General features: G+C 63.8%; 18 protein-coding genes, 1 tRNA gene and 1 pseudogene. 15 read left to right on the top strand and 5 right to left on the bottom strand.

Translation table 11 applies throughout. The annotated features are described in order from the left end of the window. Nucleotides 1–1,863 (top strand): CHASE2 domain-containing protein, encoded by a 1,863-nt coding sequence (locus FA04_RS00505; RefSeq protein ID WP_034797257.1) that lies wholly within the window; start codon nucleotides 1–3, stop codon nucleotides 1,861–1,863. A gap of 48 nt (nucleotides 1,864–1,911) precedes the next feature. On the opposite strand, the gene FA04_RS00500 is transcribed toward FA04_RS00505, so the two are convergent. After that, on the bottom strand, nucleotides 1,912–2,535 hold the full coding sequence (locus tag FA04_RS00500; RefSeq protein WP_034797608.1) for a FecR family protein: 624 nt from the start codon (nucleotides 2,533–2,535) through the stop codon (nucleotides 1,912–1,914). A gap of 210 nt (nucleotides 2,536–2,745) precedes the next feature. On the opposite strand from FA04_RS00500, the pseudogene FA04_RS36540 reads away from it, so the two are divergent. Next, a pseudogene (locus tag FA04_RS36540) lies at nucleotides 2,746–3,291 on the top strand (sel1 repeat family protein); the annotation flags it as partial. Next, entirely contained in the window at nucleotides 3,268–3,606 is a 339-nt protein-coding gene (locus FA04_RS36535; protein WP_309139233.1) for a tetratricopeptide repeat protein, read from the top strand. The pseudogene FA04_RS36540 and the gene FA04_RS36535, both read left to right, overlap by 24 nt. A gap of 92 nt (nucleotides 3,607–3,698) precedes the next feature. Here the strand turns inward: FA04_RS36535 and FA04_RS00490 are convergent, their stop codons facing one another. Continuing rightward, on the bottom strand, nucleotides 3,699–4,733 hold the full coding sequence (locus tag FA04_RS00490; protein WP_034797259.1) for a proline racemase family protein: 1,035 nt from the start codon (nucleotides 4,731–4,733) through the stop codon (nucleotides 3,699–3,701). A gap of 200 nt (nucleotides 4,734–4,933) precedes the next feature. Here FA04_RS00490 and spdA point away from each other — a divergent pair, with 200 nt between their 5' ends. The 7 genes from spdA (at nucleotide 4,934) to FA04_RS00455 (ending at nucleotide 13,304) form a co-directional block, all read left to right on the top strand. Then, nucleotides 4,934–5,740, top strand: coding sequence for a 2', 3'cyclic nucleotide phosphodiesterase SpdA (gene spdA, locus FA04_RS00485; RefSeq protein ID WP_034797261.1), 807 nt, complete (start codon nucleotides 4,934–4,936; stop codon nucleotides 5,738–5,740). Nucleotides 5,741–5,780: 40 nt separating this feature from the next. Next, nucleotides 5,781–6,095, top strand: a complete 315-nt coding sequence (locus FA04_RS00480) for a YkgJ family cysteine cluster protein (RefSeq protein WP_034797263.1) — start codon at nucleotides 5,781–5,783, stop codon at nucleotides 6,093–6,095. A gap of 186 nt (nucleotides 6,096–6,281) precedes the next feature. Then, complete coding sequence (gene putA, locus FA04_RS00475) at nucleotides 6,282–9,989, top strand: trifunctional transcriptional regulator/proline dehydrogenase/L-glutamate gamma-semialdehyde dehydrogenase (protein ID WP_034797273.1); 3,708 nt, start codon at nucleotides 6,282–6,284, stop codon at nucleotides 9,987–9,989. Between the two features lie 219 nt (nucleotides 9,990–10,208). Beyond that, on the top strand, nucleotides 10,209–10,793 hold the full coding sequence (locus tag FA04_RS00470) for an IMPACT family protein (RefSeq protein WP_034797276.1): 585 nt from the start codon (nucleotides 10,209–10,211) through the stop codon (nucleotides 10,791–10,793). Nucleotides 10,794–10,976: 183 nt separating this feature from the next. Further along, nucleotides 10,977–11,963: an aldo/keto reductase gene (locus FA04_RS00465; protein WP_034797279.1), complete on the top strand. Its 987-nt coding sequence runs from the start codon at nucleotides 10,977–10,979 to the stop codon at nucleotides 11,961–11,963. Between the two features lie 39 nt (nucleotides 11,964–12,002). Further along, nucleotides 12,003–12,434 carry a DUF1810 domain-containing protein gene (locus FA04_RS00460; protein ID WP_034797283.1) on the top strand — a complete coding sequence of 144 codons (432 nt, stop codon included), beginning with the start codon at nucleotides 12,003–12,005 and terminating at the stop codon, nucleotides 12,432–12,434. Between the two features lie 492 nt (nucleotides 12,435–12,926). After that, nucleotides 12,927–13,304 carry a MerR family transcriptional regulator gene (locus tag FA04_RS00455; protein ID WP_034797291.1) on the top strand — a complete coding sequence of 126 codons (378 nt, stop codon included), beginning with the start codon at nucleotides 12,927–12,929 and terminating at the stop codon, nucleotides 13,302–13,304. 287 nt (nucleotides 13,305–13,591) lie between these two features. Here the strand turns inward: FA04_RS00455 and FA04_RS00450 are convergent. From FA04_RS00450 to FA04_RS00440, 3 genes are all read right to left on the bottom strand, one after another. Continuing rightward, nucleotides 13,592–13,668 (bottom strand) — tRNA-Arg (locus FA04_RS00450). A gap of 321 nt (nucleotides 13,669–13,989) precedes the next feature. Beyond that, complete coding sequence (locus FA04_RS00445) at nucleotides 13,990–15,471, bottom strand: sensor histidine kinase (RefSeq protein WP_034797295.1); 1,482 nt, start codon at nucleotides 15,469–15,471, stop codon at nucleotides 13,990–13,992. A gap of 444 nt (nucleotides 15,472–15,915) precedes the next feature. Beyond that, a complete protein-coding gene (locus FA04_RS00440; protein WP_034797297.1) occupies nucleotides 15,916–17,919 on the bottom strand; it encodes a methyl-accepting chemotaxis protein in 2,004 nt (667 codons plus the stop codon). A 397-nt stretch (nucleotides 17,920–18,316) separates the two neighbouring features. On the opposite strand from FA04_RS00440, the gene rpmH reads away from it, so the two are divergent. The 5 genes from rpmH to yihA all read left to right on the top strand — a co-directional run bounded on the left by rpmH (nucleotide 18,317) and on the right by yihA (nucleotide 22,458). Next, nucleotides 18,317–18,451, top strand: coding sequence for a 50S ribosomal protein L34 (rpmH, locus tag FA04_RS34200; RefSeq protein WP_060519824.1), 135 nt, complete (start codon nucleotides 18,317–18,319; stop codon nucleotides 18,449–18,451). 20 nt (nucleotides 18,452–18,471) lie between these two features. Then, a complete protein-coding gene (gene rnpA / locus FA04_RS00435; RefSeq protein WP_034797300.1) occupies nucleotides 18,472–18,870 on the top strand; it encodes a ribonuclease P protein component in 399 nt (132 codons plus the stop codon). Beyond that, the gene (gene yidC / locus FA04_RS00430; protein ID WP_034797302.1) at nucleotides 18,870–20,657 is read left to right on the top strand and encodes a membrane protein insertase YidC; all 1,788 of its coding nucleotides are present in this window, start codon (nucleotides 18,870–18,872) and stop codon (nucleotides 20,655–20,657) included. The genes rnpA and yidC overlap by 1 nt, the downstream gene beginning before the upstream one ends. 158 nt (nucleotides 20,658–20,815) lie before the next feature. Further along, nucleotides 20,816–21,748, top strand: a complete 933-nt coding sequence (locus tag FA04_RS00425; protein ID WP_034797305.1) for a DMT family transporter — start codon at nucleotides 20,816–20,818, stop codon at nucleotides 21,746–21,748. Between the two features lie 56 nt (nucleotides 21,749–21,804). Beyond that, a complete protein-coding gene (gene yihA, locus FA04_RS00420) occupies nucleotides 21,805–22,458 on the top strand; it encodes a ribosome biogenesis GTP-binding protein YihA/YsxC (protein ID WP_034797613.1) in 654 nt (217 codons plus the stop codon). Nucleotides 22,459–22,562: the final 104 nt, after the last annotated feature.

Genomic DNA, 22,562 nt, shown 5'->3' with positions numbered 1-22,562 from the left:
ATGGTCGTTGAGCCACGCCGGCGTTTGCGTTTCACGCCGCTCGCCGGCGGTTGCCTCACGAGCCTGCTTGCGGCCATAGCACTCTATCTCTACGCCGGACCGCTGTTCGAAACCCAGCGCGAGTTGTTCTTCGACAGTCTGACGCAATGGGTTCCTGCCCCCCAGTCGCCCGACCTCGTCGTCGTCGACATCGACCGGCAGGCCCACCAGTCGCGCCCTTCGGGTGAATGGGACCGGACAGCGACCGCCGAGCTTCTGTCGCGACTCGCGACCGCGGGCGCCAAGGTGATTGCAGTCGATTTCGTCTTCAGCGCCGATTGCGACCCCAGCTCCGACGGCAACCCGGCGCTTGCCGCAGCACTTTCGAAGACCGCCGTCGTTCTCGGTTTTCTCGTCGCCGATACGGTGCAGGAGCTGCCGCGTCCCGTGCCGCCGCTGGCGCTCAGCCGACCCTTCACCGCGCCCGAACTGTGGTTTCTCGACGGCGCGGAAACGTCATGCCGGGCCTTCATGGATCAGGCGAGTGCGGCGGCGGCCTCGTTTCTCGTCGGCGACGAGGATGCGCGCATACGCCGGGTTCAGGCCTATGCCATCCTCGGCAACGACGCCTATCCGACGCTGGCGATCGAAGCGGCCCGGCAGATGCGGGGCGGCGGCACGCCCATCCTCGGCGGCCAGCCGGCCTGGATGCGCATCGACGGGCAAACGATCTTGCTCGACGACACCGGAAGCCTGCGTTTCGTCGCAAGTTCTCAGGAACGGCTCAGCGAACGTACGGTTTCGGCGGCCGACGTCTTGTCCGGCAAGGCTTTGCCCGAACGCTTCGCCGGCAAACTCGTGCTGATCGGCAGCAGCCTGCCAAGCCTCGGAGGCCTCAGACCGAGCGCCTCGATGCCGCTCGAACCCTCGGTGCAGATCCACGCCGACATCGCCAACGCGATCATGACCGGCTTCCTGCCGCAGCGCGACGGCCGATTGCCGCTTGCCGAAGCCGTGGCCGCACTTGTCGCCGGCCTCGGCATCGCCTTTGCCGCCACCCGCCTGCGGCCGCTGACATCGGCGGCGCTCGGCCTTTGCACCGTCGCCGCCGCGGTCGCTGCATCTGCCGTCGTCTACGATGCCAGCGGCTGGCTCATCGATGCCGTCAGCGTCTCGGTCGCGCTTATTGCCGTCCTCGCGGTGACCAGCGTCCTGCAATTTGCCCAGGTCCGGCGCGCGGAAGCGACGGCCCGGCAGAAGTTTTCGCAATATCTGCCGCAGTCGGTGGTCGCCCGCTACATCGACAATCCCGGACTTGCCCGCATGGCTGGCGAGGAGCGCCAGGTGACCGCGCTCTTTACCGACATCGAGAGCTTTTCCACTCTGTCGCAGAGGCTCAAGCCGCGGGAGCTCATCGCCTTGCTCGACATCTATTTTGCCGAAGTCAACGCGCTGGTAGCCGACCATGGCGGCATGGTCGACAAGGTGGTGGGCGATGCGGTGCACGCGTTCTTCAACGCCCCGGAGGATCTGGCTGATCATGTCGACAGGGCCATCGATTGCGCCAAGGCGATCCATGCGCTGACGGAAGAGATGCGCAGGCGTCCGCAGTTCGCCTCCAACGGTTTCGGCCGTACGCGGATCGGGATCGAGACCGGACCGGCCGTCGTCGGCGAGGTCGGCGCCGGCGGCAAGCTCGACTACACGGCCCACGGCGATGCGATCAATCTGGCGGCACGCCTTCAGGAGGCAAACAAGTTTCTCGGCACGGCGATCTGCGTCGGGCCCGCTGCCGCTCAGGAAAGCAAAAGGCCGCTTCGCCCGCTTGGCAGCCACGAGATCCGCGGGTTCTCGACGATGGAACTGTTCACGGTCGCCGACTGAGGCGGCGCGCCGTCTGCACCCGCCGCTTCGGATAATGTCGGCGTCAGCTCAGCGCGTCAGGCCGACGCTGGCATAGGCCTCCTTGATGCGCGCCTCGCCCCAGTTGGCGGGCTCGCTCGGGACGTCCCCGCGATGATGAAACTCCACCCCCTGCCCCGCAGCGACGATCTTGGTTACGCCGCCGCGCGCGACCGAAACGCTTCCATGTTCGACGAAGACGGCAAAGGCGGCCCGGCTCGGACCACAGAAGAACTTGGTGCCGCGCACGCCGATCATGCCGAAGGCCGTGCGGACGGCGACATCGACCTTCGGCAACCCCTCAGGCCGGTCGAAGACCATGCGGCCCGTTCCAAGCTCGAGCGTGCCGCCCTGCCCGGCAATGAAGCTATCGACGAGCAGTTCGGTTTCGGCGCCCAGAAGCACGCGCGTATCCGTGCCCAGATTCAAGGTTGCAAAACTCTCGGCGTTCGTGTGCACGCGGTCGTTCTCGAACAGCTGACCGCCGACGGCGAGTGGCTTATCCTTTTTTGCCTGCCTCAGCCGGACATCGCCGCGGATCTCCGTTGCCTCGCCAAGGGCTGAGCCTGCCCAGGCGGGCGTAGCACCACCGCCGGCCGCCGTCAGCAACAGACCGCCGACGACGACGCGCCGGCTCACCAGCATCTTGCGCATCGACGCTGCCAGATCTTCCATCGCTTATCTCCCGTATCGCTGCCGCCTTGCGAGGATAGCCCCGGCGCTCCCGGATGCAAGCGGGCGCAGGGCCGGCCCGCAGCAGTCCCTCCCCACTTCGCCCGAGCTTTCGTTGCCGGGCTGTTCCCGCCGGAACAGCCGTCTCCAACGAGCAGGGATAAGTTCACCGTCAAGAGAAGGGAGAGCTTCATGGAAAATCGCAGCGCATCCGGCACCCGCATCATCAACGCCGTATTCCTGGCTGTCGTCAGCTTGCTGGCGGTTGCTGCGATCGCACTTCCTTCAGCCCGCGCCGCCGAGCTTTCCGCAGCCGACGTCTGCGACCGCGAGGCAGGCAGCATTTTCGACCTGCAACGCAATATGGTCTTCCCGGCCGTTGCCACTGAGGACATCAAGATCGGCGTCGCGCTGTCGGCCTGCCGCGAGGCCTATAACCAGAAGAGTGGCGCCCGCACCGAGTTTCAGCTGGCCCGCGTTCTCGACAAGGCCGGCCAGAAGATCCAGTCGCAACGCATTCTCGGCGAAGCCGCCGAACATGGCCACGCGCTGGCCATGACCAACTATGCCGTTCTCGTCGGCGAAGAAGGCGATACCGCCACCGAATTCGCGCTGAACCAGAAGGCCGCCGCCGCCGGCAACATTCTCGCCGCCTACAATCTCGGCGTCTCCTATCGCGACGGCATGGGAACCTCGGTCAACGGCGAACTCGCGATCGCATGGTTCGAGCGGGCATCCCTCGCCGGCGACGACGTCGCCGCCTTCAATCTCGCGGTCATCCTTGATGAAGGAAAGCTGGTCGCTGAGGACAACGCGAAGGCCGCCAAGTTCTACCGGCTTGCCGCCGACAGGGGCAATGTCGATGCCATGGTCAATCTCGGCCTGATGCTCGAGAACGGCGAAGGCATCAACAAGGACATCCCCGCGGCACGGGAAATCTTCCGCAAGGCCGCCAATGAAGGCGATGCGTTTGCCGGCCAGAAGCTCGCCGCACTCAGCGTAAGCGATGGGTTTGAGACAGCCATGCTCCCCAAGGCAAGCCGCATCAAGTAATCGAACACGCCTCCCAAGGGCCACGCGGGTCGGAGATCCCATGATCTTCGGCCCGCGTTTTCGTTTAGAACACCCCCTAAGAACGCGACCGACTAGCGGATTTCGCCTGCCTGCGGCCCCCAGGTATCGGTGAGCGCGAAGCCATCGGCCAGCGGATCGAACGGGTCGAGCGCCACCTGGTGCAGACCGAAGGTCCAGCCGCGACCGGCAATGGTCGGGATGATCGCCTCGCGACCGGCAACAGTCGTGACCCCTTCGAGGCCCACTTCGAATTCCGAACCGATGATCGAGCGGGACTTCAGGACGTCACCGACCTTGACCTTGCCGCGCGCATGCAGCGTCGCAAGGTTGGCGGAGCTGCCCGTGCCGCAAGGCGAGCGGTCGACGCGGCCCGGCCACATCGTGGTGCAGGTGCGGATCGTGCCGTCAGCCTCGACATCGCGGAACATCACATAGGCGACGCCCTTGATCTCCGGGATTTCCGGATGAACGACGGGGATGGTGCGGTTGACGATGTCCTTCAGGATCATGCCGGCTTCGACGATCTCGCGGGCGTTCGCCTTGTCGATCGTGGTACCGATCTGGCCGACATCGACCAGGGCGTAGAAGATGCCGCCGTAGCAGAGATCGAGCTTGATCTTGCCCCACTTCGGCGTGTCGACCTCGACGTCGAGCTCATGCACGAAGGACGGCACCATCGTCAGCTTCACCTTTTCGCAGCGGCCGTCGCGGCAGGTGGCGGTCGCCTTGACGAGGCCGGAGGCAGTGTCGAGCATGACGACGGTCTCGGGTTCCTTCATCTCTATGATGCCGGATTCCAAGAGCGCGGTCGTGACGCAGATCGAGTTCGAGCCGGACATGGCATGGGCCTGGTCGGCCTGCAGGATGATGAAGCCGGCATCAGCTTCCGGCCGCTTCGGCGGCACCAAAAGGTTGACCGATCCGATCGAGCCGGAGCGCGGCTCCAGGCACAGGAACCGGCGCAGGCTGTCATCGACCGTGTTGATATGGTTGAGCTGCTCGGCGATCGAGTTGCCCGGGATCTTCGGCACGCCGCCGATCGCGACCTTGCCGATTTCACCCTCGCAATGAACGTCCAGCAACTGGATCGTGCGCTTCCACCGCATGCCGTTTCTCCAACGCGTTTGCCATAGCCTTAGCGGCGACCATGGCTGATATATCAGATGCGCCTGCATTACCGCTTTCCGCGGGCGCCCGCAAGAAAAACCGCGGGCCGCAGTTCGTCTGTCGAGCCCAAAGATGCGGCTTGACGCACGCCCGTCGGCGCGACAGCTTGGGCCAATCGGACGCAACCCTCTGGAACTCCATGACAAAGCTGATCATCTTCACCGACCTGCATATGGTGCCCGAGGGTACAACAATCATCGGCCTTGACCCCCATCAGCGGCTGGCCAACGGCATCGCGCATGTCAACCGCTACCATGCGGACGCAGACCGGGTGGTCTTCATGGGCGACCTCACCCACTACGCGGACCGCGCGTCCTACGAGCGCCTGAAGCGGCTCATCGATCAGCTTACGCCGCCGGTCGCCATCACCATCGGCAATCATGACCGGCGCGAGGTGTTCCGCGACGTCTTTGCCGATGCCGAGACCGACGAGAACGGCTTCGTGCAGCAGGCGATCGATTTTGCAGACTGCCGCGTCCTCCTGCTCGATACGCTGTTTGCCCCGCCCTATGATTATCCGACCAGCCATGCCGGCGTACTTTGCGCCAAGCGGCTCGCCTGGCTCGACCGGCAATTGGCCGATGCCGGCGACCGGCCGGTGCTCATCTTCATGCATCACCCGCCGCACAGGACCGGCTTTAGCGGCATGGACATGATCCGGCTCGCCAACGAGGCGGAGTTTTATGATCTCGTCAAACGGCACGGCAATGTCCGGCACATCTTCGCCGGCCATGTGCACCGCACGATCAGTGGTTCTTCCCGCGGCATTCCCTTCTCGGTCTTCAAGAGCCCGGTGCACCAGCAGCCGATGCCCTTCGACGCACCGGACGCGTCGCTGTCGGTCGACGAGCCGGCGGCCTATGGCATCGCTGTCGTGACCGCCGATGGCGTGCTGGTGCATACGGAGGACTACGAGATCGCTCGCCGGGATGCCGCCATCGCGTAAGGCCATTTCGAACGCACGGCCTTCATGCTAGTTTGACGGCATGACCGAACCCGTATCCCTCGACGAAAGCTTCGATTGCCAGAGCTGCGGCGCCTGCTGCGCCTATTCGGCCGACTGGCCGCGTTTCTCGCTGGAGACGGACGAGGAGCTCGACCTGATCCCGGCGGAGTATGTGTCCGCCGATCTCGGCGGCATGCGTTGCGAGGACGATCGCTGCTTGGCGCTCAACGGCAAGCTCGGCGACCATGTCGGCTGCAAGATCTACGCGATCCGACCGATCGTCTGTCGCACCTGCATGCCGGGCGATGACGAGTGCCTGATGGCCCGCGAGAAGCATTTCGGCAAGGCCGCATAACACCGGATCATCCGGCGATATTGCGAACATTCCGCATCCTCTGCGGCGCCGCGCGCGTGGGACGGTGAAACATTCCGCTAAAGATCAAATTTGCCGGATGGATGTACGGCGAAAGGAAGCGTATTTTCCGCCCACGATCGAGGGCGCGCCGCGCCTTCAAAACCGCTTCCCGGAGGATAGCGCTCGATGAGCCAGACACCGCTTCACAAGACCACTGCAGAGACCGGCGCGCCTCAGGCTCCGTTTGCCGAGTTCGCCCCGCCAGTCCGACCGCAGAGCACGCTGCGCCAGGCGATCACCGCCGCCTACCGCCGGCCGGAAACGGAAGCGCTGCCGGCACTGGTCGAAGCCGCAACGCTCGACGCCACCACCCGTGCGGCCGCCGCCAAGACGGCGCGCAAGCTGATCGAGGCGCTACGCGCCAAGCACAAGGGTTCGGGCGTCGAAGGCCTCGTGCAGGAATATTCGCTCTCCAGCCAGGAAGGCGTGGCGCTGATGTGCCTGGCCGAAGCGCTGCTGCGCATTCCGGACACCGCAACCCGTGACGCGCTGATCCGCGACAAGATCGCCGACGGCGACTGGAAGTCGCATATCGGCGGTGGCCGCTCGCTGTTCGTCAACGCCGCCACCTGGGGTCTCGTCGTCACCGGCAAGCTGACCTCAACCGTCAACGACCGCAGCCTTTCCGCCGCGCTCACCCGCCTGATCGCCCGCTGCGGCGAGCCGGTCATCCGCCGCGGCGTCGACATGGCAATGCGCATGATGGGCGAACAGTTCGTCACCGGCGAAACCATCGACGAGGCGCTGCGCCGTTCGCGCGCACTCGAGCAGAAGGGCTTCCGATATTCCTACGACATGCTCGGCGAAGCGGCGACGACGGCTGCCGACGCGGAGCGTTACTACCGTGACTACGAGCAGGCGATCCATGCCATCGGCAAGGCATCGGCCGGCCGCGGCATTTATGAAGGCCCCGGCATCTCGATCAAGCTTTCGGCGCTGCACCCGCGCTACGCCCGTTCGCAGGCGTCGCGTGTCATGGAAGAGCTTCTGCCGAAGGTGAAGGCGCTCGCCGTTATCGCCAAGAAATACGACATCGGCCTCAACATCGACGCCGAGGAAGCCGACCGTCTCGAACTTTCGCTCGACCTGCTCGAAGAACTCTGCCTCGACAAGGATCTCGCCGGCTGGGCCGGCATGGGCTTCGTCGTCCAGGCCTATGGCAAGCGCTGCCCATACGTGCTCGACTTCATCATCGACCTTGCGCGCCGCGCCGGCCGCCGCGTCATGGTGCGCCTCGTCAAGGGCGCCTACTGGGACGCCGAGATCAAGCGCGCGCAGCTCGACGGTCTCGAAGACTTCCCGGTCTATACCCGCAAGATCTACACCGACGTCTCCTACATCGCCTGCGCCAAGAAGCTGCTGGCCGCAACCGACGTGATCTTCCCGCAGTTCGCGACCCACAATGCGCAGTCGCTGGCGACCATCTACGAAATGGCCGGCAAGGACTTCAAGGTCGGCAAGTACGAGTTCCAGTGCCTGCACGGCATGGGCGAGCCGCTCTATGACGAGGTGGTCGGCAAGGGCAATCTCGACCGTCCCTGCCGGATCTACGCGCCGGTCGGCACGCACGAGACGCTGCTTGCCTATCTCGTTCGCCGCCTGCTCGAAAACGGTGCGAACTCCTCCTTCGTCAACCGCATCGCCGACCCGAAGGTCTCGGTCGACGAACTGATTGCCGATCCGGTCGAGATCGTGCGCGCGATGCCGGTCGTCGGCGCACCGCACGACCAGATCGCGCTGCCCGACAACCTCTTCGGCGACACGCGCCGCAACTCCGCCGGTCTCGACCTTTCGAACGAAGCCGGCCTGACCTCGCTGACCGCAGCGCTCCAGGCAAGTGCGACGGTTAACTGGAAGGCCGTTCCGCAGCTGGCAACGGGGCCTGCCTCCGGCGAAACCCGCGCCGTCGTCAACCCCGGCGACCACCGCGACGTGGTCGGCTCGGTCACCGAGGCATCGGAAGCCGACGCCCGCCAGGCAGCGACGCTTGCCGCCAAGGCCGCCGCGAGCTGGGCCGCCGTCTCGCCCGCCGAGCGCGCCGCCTGCCTTACCCGCGCTGCCGACCTGATGCAGGCGCGCATGCCAACCCTGCTCGGCCTCATCGCCCGCGAAGCCGGCAAGTCGCTGCCGAACGCCATTGCCGAAGTGCGCGAAGCGATCGACTTCCTACGCTACTACGCCGAACAGACGCGTCGCACGCTCGGCCCGGCTCACAAGGCGCTTGGTCCCATCGTCTGCATCAGCCCATGGAACTTCCCGCTGGCGATCTTCGCCGGCCAGATTGCCGCCGCGCTCGTCGCCGGCAACCCGGTGCTGGCGAAGCCCGCTGAAGAAACCCCGCTGATCGCCGCCGAAGGCGTGCGCATTCTGCACGAGGCCGGCATTCCCGCCGACGCGCTGCAGCTGCTCCCCGGCGACGGCCGCATCGGTGCGGCGCTCGTTGCCGCGCCTGAGATCGCCGGCGTGATGTTCACCGGCTCGACCGAAGTCGCCCGCCTGATCCAGGCGCAGCTTGCCGATCGACTGTCGCCCGCCGGCCGGCCGATCCCGCTGATTGCCGAAACCGGCGGCCAGAACGCCATGATCGTCGACAGCTCGGCACTTGCCGAACAGGTCGTCGGCGACGTCATCGCCTCGGCCTTCGACAGCGCCGGCCAGCGCTGCTCGGCGCTGCGTGTTCTCTGCCTGCAGGAAGACGTTGCCGACCGCACGCTTTCGATGCTGAAGGGTGCGCTGCATGAGCTCAAGATCGGCCGCACCGACCGGCTCTCGGTCGATGTCGGCCCTGTTATCACCGCTGAGGCCAAGGGCATCATCGAGAAGCACATCGATGCCATGCGCGGCCTCGGCCGCAAAGTCGAGCAGATCGGCCTTGCTTCCGGCACCGAACAGGGCACCTTCGTGCCGCCGACGATCATCGAGCTCGACAAGCTCTCGGACCTCAAGCGCGAAGTCTTCGGTCCGGTTCTGCACGTCATCCGCTACCGCCGCGACGATCTCGACCGGTTGATCGACGACATCAACGCCACCGGCTACGGCCTCACCTTCGGTCTGCACACGCGCCTCGACGAGACCATCGCCCACGTCACCTCGCGGGTGAAGGCGGGCAACCTCTACGTCAACCGCAACGTAATCGGCGCCGTCGTCGGCGTTCAGCCCTTCGGCGGACGTGGCCTCTCCGGCACCGGCCCGAAGGCTGGCGGCCCGCTCTATCTCGGCCGCCTCGTCGCCACCGCCCCGGTCCCGCCGCAGCACAGCTCGGTTCACACCGATCCTGTTCTGCTCGACTTTGCCAAGTGGCTCGACGGCAAGGGTAAAAAGGCGGAAGCCGAAGCCGCCCGCACCGCCGGCAGCAACTCGGCCCTCGGGCTTCACTCGGAACTTCCGGGCCCGGTCGGCGAGCGCAACCTCTATGCGCTGCATCCGCGTGGCCGCGTGCTGCTGGTTCCGACCACCGAAACCGGCCTCTACCACCAGCTGGGTGCCGCCCTTGCGACCGGCAACACCGTCGTCGTCGACGCGGCTTCCGGTCTGCATGCTTCGCTGAAGGATCTGCCGGCGAGCATCGCCGCACGCCTTTCCTGGTCGAAGGATTGGGCCGCCGACGGTCCGTTCGCAGGCGCGCTCGTCGAAGGTGACGGCGCCCGCGTGCGCGAAGTCAGCAAGACGATCGCCGGCCTTCCCGGCCCGCTCGTTCTCGTCCAGGCGGCTTCGAGCGAAGAGATCGTCAAGAACCCCGACGCCTATTGCCTGAACTGGCTGCTCGAGGAGGTCTCGACCTCGATCAACACGGCAGCGGCCGGCGGCAATGCCAGCCTGATGGCGATCGGCTGATCGGTTCCATATCTTGCGAAGCGCCCTCTCCCGTCGTGGGAGAGGGCTAAACTGACTGACATTTCACCAATAGGGCGTCCTCGCCCCTGCACTCGTTCCGGGACAACGGCGAAGTGTGTGCGGTCTCCATCGTGACCGCATCTACCAGAGCACAAGCTGCATCCACCGTGGCGCCGCCCCCAACAATCCGTTATCAGCGTCTGAGAAACGGAAGCAGCCATGTTCACCCTCAAGCGCATCGAAACGGCAAACCAGGACGTCAAGAAGAGCCGGTTTCTGGCCTTTGCCGCGCCCATTGCCGATGAGCAGGCGGCAAAAGACTTCCTCGCCTCCCACTCCGACCCCACCGCCAACCACAATTGCTGGGCTTGGCGCATCGGCCAGGCCTATCGCTTCAGCGACGACGGCGAGCCGAGCGGCACGGCCGGGAAACCGATCCTCGCGGCCATAGACGGCCAGGAGCTCGACCGCGTCGCGGTCGTGGTCCCCCGCTGGTTCGGCGGCATCCTGCTCGGCAGCGGCGGCCTGGTGCGCGCCTATGGCGGCACGGCGGCGCTGTGCCTCAGGGCGGCGGAAAAGATCGAGATGATCGAGACCGTGCGCGCCACCGTCGCCCTCGACTTTTCCGACATGGCGCTGATCAAGGCGCGGCTTCTCGCGCGCGATGTGGCGATCATCAATGAGAGCTTCACCGACAAGGGGCCCGTGCTGACGGTGGAGGTTCGCAAGGACGAGGCGGAGGCGATCCTCGCCATGGTCGTTGACCTCAGCCGCGGCAAGGCCGTGGTTTCGCTGGACGACTAGCCTCTGCCTCTTAGGTCCGAGAAACCCCATGACGCAGCACCGACCGTAACGAACGGGTCACTGCCGAAAAATGTGCGCGGTATCCTGCGCCACGTCCCGCGCTAATTTACTCGATCCGAACAGTCATATTAGAAGCGCCCCAGCCAGCGTATGATCCGCGACGCACAAACAGGAGACAGCACGATGAAGACGAGAGTTCTTGGCAAGACCGGCGCAACCATATCCGAAATCGGCTTCGGCGCCTGGCAAATTGGCGGCTCCTGGGGCGATGTCAGCGAGGCAGACGGCAAGCGCGCGCTCAATGCCGCGCTCGATGCTGGCGTCACCTTCGTTGACACCGCCGATGTCTATGGCGACGGCCGCTCCGAAAAGATCATTGCAGCGGTGTTGAAGGAGCGCGGGGGCGACAAGCCCTTCGTCGCAACCAAAGCCGGCCGCCGGCTGAGCCCGCATGTTACCGAAGGCTATACTGGCGAAAACATCGAGGCCTTCATTGACCGCAGCCTTTCAAATCTCGGCGTCGAGACGCTCGATCTGGTGCAGCTACATTGCCCGCCGACCGAGGTCTACTATAGGCCGGAACTGTTCGGCGCGCTCGACCGGCTCGTTGCCAAGGGCAAGATCCGCCACTATGGCGTCTCAGTCGAAAAAGTAGAGGAAGCGCTGAAGGCGATCGGATATCCCGGCGTTGCGACCGTGCAGATCATCTACAACATCTTCCGCCAGCGTCCGCACGAGCTGTTCTTCGCGGAAGCGCAGAAAAAGAATGTTGGCGTCATCGTGCGCGTGCCGCTCGCCTCGGGGCTGCTTTCCGGCAAGATCAGCAAGGATACCGCATTCGCAGCCGACGACCACCGCAACTTCAACCGCCATGGCGAAGCCTTCGATGTCGGCGAGACTTTTGCCGGTGTGCCGTTCGAGGCGGCGCTGGAAGCCGTCGAGCAGCTTCGCCCGCTGGTGCCCGAGGGCGTGCCGATGGCGCAGTTTGCGCTCCGCTGGATCCTCGAGCAGCAGGCGGTCTCCGTGGTGATCCCGGGCGCCCGCAATGAGGCTCAGGCGCAATCCAACGCCGCTGCCAGCGCGCTTGCCGCCATCGACGACGAGACCAAGGCGGCGATTGCCGCGGTTTACGCGCGGCTGGTGAAGGTTCATGTTCATGATCGCTGGTAACTGACGCCTCACCGACGGGGCGACCAAGGGGGCAGCGACATGAGCGATCCCTTCGATCTGCAGCGGTTCGTCACCGCACAGGACCGCGTCTATGCCGCGGTCCTCGATGAACTCGCGCACGGCCAAAAGCGAACGCACTGGATGTGGTTCGTCTTTCCGCAGCTTGCTGGCCTTGGCCATTCGGCAATGGCAGAGCGCTATGCGATATCCGGGCTCGGCGAAGCGTCGGCCTATCTCGCCCATCCGGTGCTCGGCCCCAGGCTGCGCGAATGCACCGAGCGGACCAATGCGGTTACGGGCAGATCGGCCCACGACATTTTCTCCAGCCCCGATGACATGAAGTTCCGGTCATCGATGACCCTGTTTGCCGAGGTCGAGAAAGACGGGGGGCCGTTCGGAGCGGCGCTTGCGCGCTATTTCGCGGGAGAGAAGGATCGGCGCACTATGGAAATCCTGGCGCAACGGCATTGATGCCGGCGTTCAAGCGCTCAAGATGCGCGTTTCGGCGACCGTCAGAGGTTGGGCGTCGAATGGATCAGGAAGAACAGGATCATGAAGGCACAAACCGAAAGGCCAGCAACAATCACCAGCAGTTCTTTCATCATATAGCGATACATCGGCACCTCCTTTCTTCAGCGGCCCCTTCCTCCTTCATATAGGGAGCCGAGGGACCGATTTTCACACTTCGGCGTCAAAAGATCGTGAACCCGCCCGCGCTTTCGTGATCGGATTCTTGATCGTTGCAGCCCGGCTCATTGCCGCCGCGACACCGCGCGCGAGCAGTGTAAATCATTATATACTAACATATATTATTGTCTCCTAATCCTTTCGAGGGTCAGCGTTGCCGGAGCTCCCGCTGACGCGCGCGAAACAAGCGGCACGACAGCCATTGACGAATGGTAGATTGCCTTCTAAATCTACACCCAACGTCAGCTTTAGATAGGTGCCGGATTGTCGTCGCTCATGCAAATTGGGGAACTGTCGGAACGGGCCGGCGTCAGCCACCGCACGATCCATTACTACGAGCGGCTGGGCCTGGTGAAGCCGGCCGAGCGCGAAGGGGCCGGCTACCGATACTATGACGAGACCGCCGCGAAACGACTGGAGAAGATCGCGGCGCTGAAACGTCTCGGTCTCAGCCTCGACGAGATCGCCGCTGTCATCGACCTCTATTTCGAGGATGCAAGCGGCATCCGGGGCAAGGAGCGCGTGCTGGAAATCCTGCAAGCCCAACTCGACAAGACGAACGCCCAACTCGACGAACTCTCTGCATTCAAACGGGACCTCGAAAACAACATCGCCCGCATGCACGGGCTGATCTCCGAGGCGCGGCAAAAGTAAGCGCGGCACCAATTGGATTTGGCATATGCTTAATCTACACTTGACGTCAGGTTACGCTAATAGGTTCACTTGCCCTACTGGCTCGGCCCGCGCCGACTCCGCTTCCGTTGTCGGCAGCGTCAGCTTCTTGAGCGCTCTCCTTGGCGATCCGCGATCGCAGGGCTCGATCTCATGACGACACTTGAAGGATGTGAGAGGCGCGTCGCGAAACGCAAGGTCGCGACGCGCGACCCAAGTGGCGATCCGGAAGAACCGGATCTAGACATCATCTATGTCTTTGAAAAGAATGGCGCACCCGAAGAGATTCGAACTCCTGACCCCCAGATTCGTAGTCTGGTGCTCTATCCAGCTGAGCTACGGGTGCTTTTGCCTGAAGCGGTCGAACCGCTTGCGTGAGCGGTTCTCTAAAGGGTCCTTTCGGGGATTGCAAGCGCCGTTCTGTAAAAAATTTCATTTTTACGACGGCACGCCCGCTTTGCTGTGGACCGAGGCAACCGCGCCGGCGCTGAACCCGCTGGAAAGTAAGGGGTGCCGCCGCAGGACCTGGCTGCGAAAAATAATTGAAGGGTGCCACCTCCGCCGCCCATGCGCCAGACGAGCCGCGCGCGGTGGTCGGTCAGACCCCGCCCAAATATGGAATCACCAACGGCTCCGGCTCGACACTCAAGAGGGTGAATGTGCGGCGCTAATGGCGGAACTTCGAACGGAAGGCGTCGAGCGGCACCGGCCGGTCGGGCAGCTCGATGCGAAACAGCGTGCCCGGCGTCGGCTTTTCGACGAGCGCGATCGTGCCGCCATGGGCCAACACCAGTTCGCGCGCGATCGCCAGCCCAAGCCCCGTGCCTCCGGAGCGCGCCGAGCCGCGGAAAGCGGCGAACAGGTTTTCCCGCGCCTTGGGCGGCATGCCGGGCCCGGTATCATCCACGGAAATGGTGACGACGCTGCCGATGCGCATGGCGGAAACGGCAACGGTGCGTGGGCGGCCATCCTCCGGCTCGTGATTGGTCAGCGCCTGCACGGCGTTGCGGCAGATGTTGTGCACCACCCGGAAGAGCTGCTCGCTGTCGGCGTCGACCTCGAGGTCGTCCTGCATCTGGATCTGGAAATCGATGCCGGATTGCGGATCGATCGCCAGCAATTCGGCGACATCGGAGACCAGCGGTTTCAGCGCAACGAAGCGTCGATGCGGCTCGGCCTCGGTCGTGCGACCGTAGGACAGGACCTCGCGGGTGTAGCCGACGGCGCGGTCGATGGTGCGCAGCAGGGTCGGCGCGAAGCGCTTGACCACCGGGTCGTCCACGTCGGCCAGGCGGTCGGAAATCAACTGCGCCGAGGACAGGATGTTGCGCATGTCGTGGTTGATCTTCGACACGGCGAGCCCGAGTTCGGCCAGGCTCTTCTGCTGCTTCAGCGTCTTTTGCAGCTCGCGCTGCATGCTGGCGAGATGCTGCCCGGCGACGGCGAGTTCGTCGTGCCCCTGCGGCGGCACGAGCACGCGGGCCGGATCGGCCGGATCGTTGGAAAACTCCTGCATGTTGGCCGTCATGCGCCGGATCGGCGCAATCAGCATGCGGTTGATGGCCAGGAAGATCAGCGCCGCGGTGATCAGCGAAATGATCAGCGACAGGACAAAGACGTTGCGCGAGTAGACGAGCATGGCCTTGCGCAGGCTCGCATCCTTCATCAGGAGCTCGATCGTCGCATCGCTTTCGCCGAGCGGCCCATAGACGCGGATCACGCGGTCGCCGCCGAAGAGCAGCGTATCGAAAGCATCGCGGATGGCTGCGACGGCTGTGGAATTGGCGACGTCGTACTCGCCCTGGATCTCAAGCGGCATGTCGGTGAGCGCGATCATGCGCGAGGCGTCTTTGCGCCGGATGACGATCGCCTTCGTGCCGGTCGCCATCAGCGTGTCCTTCTGGACGCTGCGCGGCAGTTCGACATTCTGCAGACCATCGACGACGACGGCAGCAGCGGCTGCCGTATTCAGCCGATCCTCGAGCCAGCGAATGCGCATGGTGGCAACCGACGGCGCGAAGATCAGCACTTCCGCCAGCATGACGAAGACAATGGTCAAGAGCAGCAGCTTGCCGGATAGGCCGCGGAAAAACCCGGCACTGGTTCTCAATGCCTCGCCTGCCATCGCCGGACGTGTTTCTTCCGCCATGCCTTACAAACTTTCCTGCCCGTCAACCAAAACGCCTGGGACCCCGTATGAACATCCGGGCCATGGGGCATCGCGCCTGGGGCGCATAATAGGAGATGGCCACCGTTTTTCCAATCGCAGACGGACCTTAGAGGGTGCGGCATAGGCGCGGCTGTCTCTTCGTCTCGTGCCGTCGATCATGACAAAGGATCGCGTCCCGCCCATTTTTCTCCCCTTGCATCGCCGAAGCAAATTTCGGCGCGCCGCCGCCTCGGCTCGACCTACCTGCACAGAATTGGCATCGGTGTAAGTCACCCAGGGAACAGTTCGAGTGGCGGTCCTTGCCGACGACAAGGACAGCCGTGCGGCCTGATCGAGGGCAAGCCTGGAAGGCTCACGAAACAGAAAGCCCGCGGCACCTTATGGCACCGCGGGCTCCAATCACTTGGCGAGGCAATTCGCCGATCAGAACTCTTCCCAATCGTCCTTGGCAACCGCCGCAGCGGAGCCGCCGCCGCCAAACGCGCGGGCGACGTTGCCCATCATGCGCCGGGCGGGCGATGCGACCGGCTGGGCCGTCTCCCGAGCCACGGCGATCGGCCGGGCGGCAACATTGTCGACCTTGAAGTAGGCGATCAGGCTCGCGAGATTGTTGGCTTCGCCGGAGAGCTTGTGGGTTGCGGCATTCGCCTCTTCCACCATGGCGGCGTTCTGCTGGGTCACCTGGTCCATCTGGTTGACGGCAGTGCTGACTTCGCTGAGGCCCGTCGACTGTTCGCGCGCGGCCGTCGCGATCGAGTGGATGTGGTCGTTGATTTTCAGGACCCGTTCCTCGATCTCGCCAAGTGCCGAACCGGTCTCCTGTACCAGGCGGACGCCGGTTGCCACTTCGCTGCCCGACTTCGAGATCAGCGACTTGATGTCCTTGGCGGCACTTGCGGCACGCTGGGCGAGCTCACGCACTTCCTGCGCGACGACCGCGAAGCCCTTGCCCGCATCGCCGGCACGGGCTGCCTCGACGCCGGCGTTCAGCGCCAGCAGGTTGGTCTGGAAGGCGATTTCGTCGATCACGTTGGTGATCTGACCGATTTCGCTCGAGGCCTGCTCGATGCGGCCCATGGCGTCGACGGCGTTGCGCACGACGGCCGCCGACTGCGCGGCACTGTGCTTGGCTTCGTTGACCATGACGGTCGCTTCCTGCGCCCGCTCGGTGGAGCTCTTGACCGCAACCGTGATCTGGTCGAGCGCTGCAGACGTTTCCTCAAGGGCTGCGGCCTGCTGCTCCGTCCGCTTCGACAGATCGTCGGCGGCCGAACGCAGCTCGGACGAATTGCCGTTGATCGAGTCGGTGGTCACACGGACCTCGCGCAGCGTCTTTTGCAGCGTGGAAAGGGTTTCGTTGACGTTCTTCTGCAGCTCGGCGAAGGCACCCTGATAATGGCCGTTCATGCTCTGGGTCAGGTCGCCGGCCGCAAGGCTCGCAATCACCCGGCGGGTTTCGGCGATGCCGGCATCGACGCTGCCGACCAGCTCGTTGACGCTGCCAGCAAAGCGGTTGAGGTCGTCGTTCTCGTAGTCCTTGCCGATGCGCTTGGTGAAATCACCGGCGGCAGCGGCCGCAACAACGACGCCGATGCTCGACTGCAGGTCGGCGCTCTTTTCACGCAGTACCGCTTCCTGCGCGTTGAGGTCGCGTACGGCCAGGCCGTTCTGCTTGAAGACCTGAACGGCTTCTGCCATTTCGCCAATCTCGTCCTTGCGGCCCACGAAGGGCACGTCCGCGGTGAGATCGCCGCCAGCCAGTTGCTTCATCTTGCCGGTCAACTCGAGGATCGGACGGCTCAAATGGTTCGTGGCGATGTAGAAGGCCGCTCCAATGCCGGCGATGAGGCCAAGGCCGGCGATAGCAAGAATCGTGATGATCACGCTGCGCTCGAAGGTGGCAACGTCAGCCGTCACGACTTCAAGCGTCTTCAGGTTGATGTCGACGACGCCGTCGATCTGCTCCTGGAACGCCTTGCGGTTGGCGCGATTGGCGTCGGTATTGCCCTGCTCGTTGCCAGCCTGCGGTGAAACTTCTTCGCCAAGCCGCGCCGTCTCGACGCGGAAGGTCCTGAATTCCGCGGCGCGGGCGACCAGCGTGTCGAAGGACGCTTTGGTGTCGGCGGGGATCAGCGGGCGCCAATCGGCGAGCAGCGTGTCGATCTTGTCGAGATTCTTGCGAATGCCCTCGGCAAAGGGCTTGGCCTTCTCGATGGTCGGGGCGGCATAGATGCCACGCGATTCCATGACGACCGCGGTCACCAGACGATTGAGGCGTTCCGCGTAGAAGGCGCGCTTCGCCACGTTCTCGTACTGGTGGAACTTTTCGTTGTATTTACTGACAGCAACCAGCGACATGCCGGTCACCGCAACCGCCAGCACGCTCATGATGCCGACAATTAGATTGATCTTACCGCGTATTTTCATCCCGACCTCCACGGAGTGACGAGAGCTTCCGATTATCGGACATGCCGCCGCCCCATATGCACCGGAGGGACCCTAAAATAGGCGTGGTTAATAAAGCTCGTCGCCCTCGACCGGCATTCTGGGGAGATCCAGTTAGGGCTCCATTTACCAATCTCGGCTAGTTGGCCTTCCTTTTCGCGGCCCGACGGATCGCCTTTGGCGGGTGCGCCGGCGGTTTTTGCGGTGCTGTCGCCACTGAATCGCCGCCCGCAATTGACTTTCCGGGAAAATTCCCCTTATAAGCCGCGCACGTCCGGTCAAGCCCTCCTGCCCGAAATGGCGGAGCCATGTCCGATAACGTAAACGCTCCTTGCTACACGCAAACCCAAGAAGGGCCGCACACCGCGGTATTAAATAAATGAAGCGTACCTACCAACCGTCCAAGCTTGTCCGCAAGCGTCGCCACGGCTTCCGTTCGCGTATGGCTACCAAGGGTGGCCAGAAGGTCCTCTCGGCCCGCCGGGCCCGTGGCCGCAAGCGTCTTTCGGCTTAAGCCGAAGTTGCCCGAAACCAGTGTCCGGGCACATGACGTCAGATAAAGACAAAACGACTGTCGGGCGGCTGAAAAGCCGTCCGCAGTTTTTGGCCGTTCGGGCCGGAGAAGGCCGCAGAGGCCCCTTGTTTCTCCTCGAAGTGCTCGACCGCAACGATCCGGAAGGCGAAGCCCGCGTCGGCTTCACCGTCACCAAGAAACACGGCAATGCCGTCGAGCGAAACCGGATGCGCCGACGCCTGAAAGAGGCGGTGCGGCTTTCCGCCGGGTTTGCAATGAAACCCGGACACGACTATGTGATTGTCGCCCGACGCGAACTCCTGAATGCTCCCTTCGACGCCTTGACCCGGGGCCTTCACGAGCGCATCGAAAACAAGCCGAAACAGAAGCGGCCGCCGGCCGGTTCCAGGAAACTATGATGGAAAAAAACCGCAACTATTTCGTGGCGATTGGCCTGTCCGTGCTGATCCTCATTGCCTGGCAGTTCCTTTACGTCAATCCGAAGATGGAAAAGGAACGCATCGCTGCGGAAGCGCTGCAGGCCCAGCAGGCGCAATCGCAGTCGGCAACGCCGACTCAAGCGACGCCGGGCCAGGCTCTGCCGGGCGGCGGCGCGATCCCGGGCGCCGGTGAAAACCGCGACCAGGCGATTGCCAAATCGGCCCGCGTTGCGATCGACACGCCGGCGCTTTCCGGCTCCATCAACCTGACCGGTGCCCGCTTCGACGACCTGAAACTCAAGGAATACCGCGAGACGGTCGATCCGAAGAGCCCGGTCATCACCCTCTTCAGCCCGGCCGAAACGGTCGACGGCTACTTCGCCGAAATTGGCTATGTCGGCAGCGACGCAACCGGCACCGTGCCCGGCCCGCAGACCGTCTGGACGCTTTCGGGCGGCGACAAGCTGACCGCGGCGACCCCGGTGACGCTGACCTTCACCAACGAGAAGGGCATCACCTTCAACCGCACCATCTCGGTTGACGAACATTACATGTTCCAGGTGGTCGACAGCATCAAGAACGGTGCAGCCGAGCCGCTCAGCCTTTCCTCCTACGGCCGCGTGACCCGCTTCAACAAGCCGACGACGCCGAGCGTCTACGTACTTCATGAAGGCTTCATCGGCGTGCTCGGCGAGCATGGCCTGCAGGAACTGAAGTACGGCAAGATCGAGGACGAAAAGTCGGTCGAGCCGGGCAAGGCAACCGGCGGCTGGCTCGGCATTACTGACAAGTACTGGGCAGCGGCGATCGTTCCGCCGCAGGCAACCCCCTACGACACGCGCTTCACGCACTTCACCGACGGTCGCGCGCGCTACCAGAGCGACTACAAGAGCGACGCCATCACGGTCGCGCCCGGTCAGTCCTCGGAAATCAAGAACCTCGTGTTTGCCGGCGCCAAGGAAGTTCCTGTCGTCGACAACTATGAAGTGGCCTACTCGATCCCCAACTTCGACAAGCTGATCGACTGGGGCTGGTTCTACTTCATCACCAAGCCGATGTTCAAAATGATGGATTTCTTCTTCCGTCTGTTCGGCAACTTCGGCATCGCGATCCTGATCACCACGATCGTCGTCAAGGGTCTGTTCTTCCCGCTTGCCAACAAGCAGTACGCATCGATGGCGAACATGAAGAAGGTTCAGCCGAAGATGGAGGAACTGAAGAAGAAGTTCGGCGACGACCGCATGGGGCTGCAGCAGGCGATGATGCAGCTCTACAAGGAAGAGAAGATCAACCCGCTGGCAGGCTGCTGGCCGATCCTCATCCAGATCCCGGTGTTCTTCGCGCTCTACAAGGTGATCTACATCACCATCGAGATGCGCCACGCGCCGTTCTTCGGCTGGATCCACGATCTGTCGGCGCCGGATCCGACGACGATCGTCAACCTCTTCGGCCTCTTGCCGTTCGACGGTCCGGCCTTCCTGCACCTCGGCGTCTGGCCGCTGATCATGGGCGTTACCATGTTCGTGCAGATGCGCATGAACCCGACGCCGCCGGATCCGACCCAGGCGATGCTGTTCACCTGGATGCCCGTGGTCTTCACCTTCATGCTGGCCTCCTTCCCGGCCGGTCTCGTGATCTACTGGGCCTGGAACAACACGCTTTCGGTGCTGCAGCAGTCGATCATCATGAAGCGCCAGGGCGTGAAGATCGAGCTCTTCGATAATCTGAAGGGCCTGTTCTCGAAGAAGCCCAAACCGGCGGAATGACGCCTGCCGGTACCACAATCGCAGAGCCCCGGACTTCGGTCCGGGGCTTTTTTGTTTCCACGCCGCGGCGCGACACGCGGATGGCGTTGACGCGGACGTGCGGTCCGGGCATCTGGCGTTATTGAAATCAGCGCGCCCCTGCTCCAGGACAATTTATCATGACCGACCCGTCGGCCACCTCCGCCCCGTTCGCCGCCAACGAGAAGCTTGGCGCCCTGCTCGTCTTCGGCTCGGCCTTCTTCTGGAGCTTTGGCGGCGCGATTGCGCGGTTCCTGCACATTTCCGACAGCTGGACGATCGTCTTCTGGCGCTGCCTGTTTGCCGGCCTGTTCCTGCTCGCCTTCATGCTGGTGCGTGACGGACCGCGCGGCACGGTGGCCCTGTTCAAGGGCATGGGCTGGCCGGGCATCGCCGTCGGGCTCTGTTTCACCATCGCCTCGACCTCCTTCATCATTGCGATCTCCTACACGACGATCGCCAATGTCGTTCTGCTCGGCGCCGGGGTGCCGCTGTTTGCGGCGCTGATGAGCTGGGTGCTGTTTCGCGAGCGGGTCTCGCGCTTCACCTGGGGCGCGATCACCGCGGTCATCTTCGGCGTCGGGATCATGGTCTCGGAAAGCCTGACGGGAACAATGTCACCGGTCGGCGATGCGCTGGCGCTGCTGATCCCCGTCGTCTTCGCGCTGGCAACCGTCATTACCCGCCGATACCCGCATGTGCGCATGACGCCGGCGACCTGCTTCGGCTGCTTTGCCGCAAGCGGCATTGCCGCCAGTCAGTCCTCGGGCCTGGCGGTGACTGGAGGCGAGCTCGCGCTGCTCTTCGTCTTCGGCGCCTTCAACCTAGGGCTTGGCATGGCGCTCTTCGTGACCGGTGCCCGGCTGGTGCCCTCGGCGCTGGCCGCGCTGCTCGGGACGGCGGAAACGGTGCTGGGGCCGCTCTGGGTCGCGATCATCCATGGCGAGGTGCCGAGCAGCCGGACGATCGTCGGCGGCACCTTCGTTCTCCTGGCGCTGCTGGCCTACCTGCTCAACGAATTCCGGCGGACGCAAACCATCCCCACACGGCCGGTCCGCACGCCGACGCCTTGACATCCACGGCCAAAACCTTGAAGCCAAGGACTTTCTCGATGAAGGACCGACCGCCGATGGCCGATACCAGACCCAAAGACGACAAGCCGTTGTTCGGCCGGCCGTGGATTTTCATTCGCGGCGTCCCCGCCATGAAATTCCTGCCGCCGGAAGGACCGGCCGAGATTGCCTTTGCCGGTCGCTCGAACGTCGGCAAGTCGTCGTTGATCAACGCCCTGGTCGGCCACAAGGGTCTGGCAAGAACCTCCAACACCCCGGGCCGCACGCAGGAACTCAACTACTTCGTACCGGATGGATTTTCCGGCGAGGCCGACGACCTGCCGCCGATGGCGCTCGTCGACATGCCCGGTTACGGCTATGCCCAGGCGCCGAAGGAACAGGTCGATGCCTGGACAAAACTGGTCTTCGACTACCTGCGCGGCCGCTCGACGCTGAAGCGCGTCTACGTGCTGATCGACAGCCGCCACGGCATCAAGAAGAACGACGATGAGGTGCTCGACCTGCTCGACAAGGCAGCCGTCTCCTATCAGCTTGTGCTGACCAAGACCGACAAGATCAAGGCCGCCGGCGTGCCGCGGCTGATCGCCGAGACGCTCGAAAAGATCAAGAAGCATCCCGCCGCCTTCCCGGAAGTCCTCGCAACTTCCTCGGAAAAGGGCGAAGGGCTCGAAGAGCTGCGGGCGGCGATCGGCACTGCGATCGCGCGCTAAAGGGCTGCAGGGCATCCGGCATCGCGCGGAGAGCACGGGCCCCCATGCGAAATCGATGTCTTTGATCTCTGTCACTACCCCGACATGCAATCCGCTCTATCTCT

Source organism: Ensifer adhaerens (assembly GCF_000697965.2).
Lineage (GTDB): Bacteria > Pseudomonadota > Alphaproteobacteria > Rhizobiales > Rhizobiaceae > Ensifer > Ensifer adhaerens.
The sequence above is the reverse complement of the archived record's forward strand: the minus strand, read 5'-3'. Positions and strand labels throughout refer to the sequence as shown.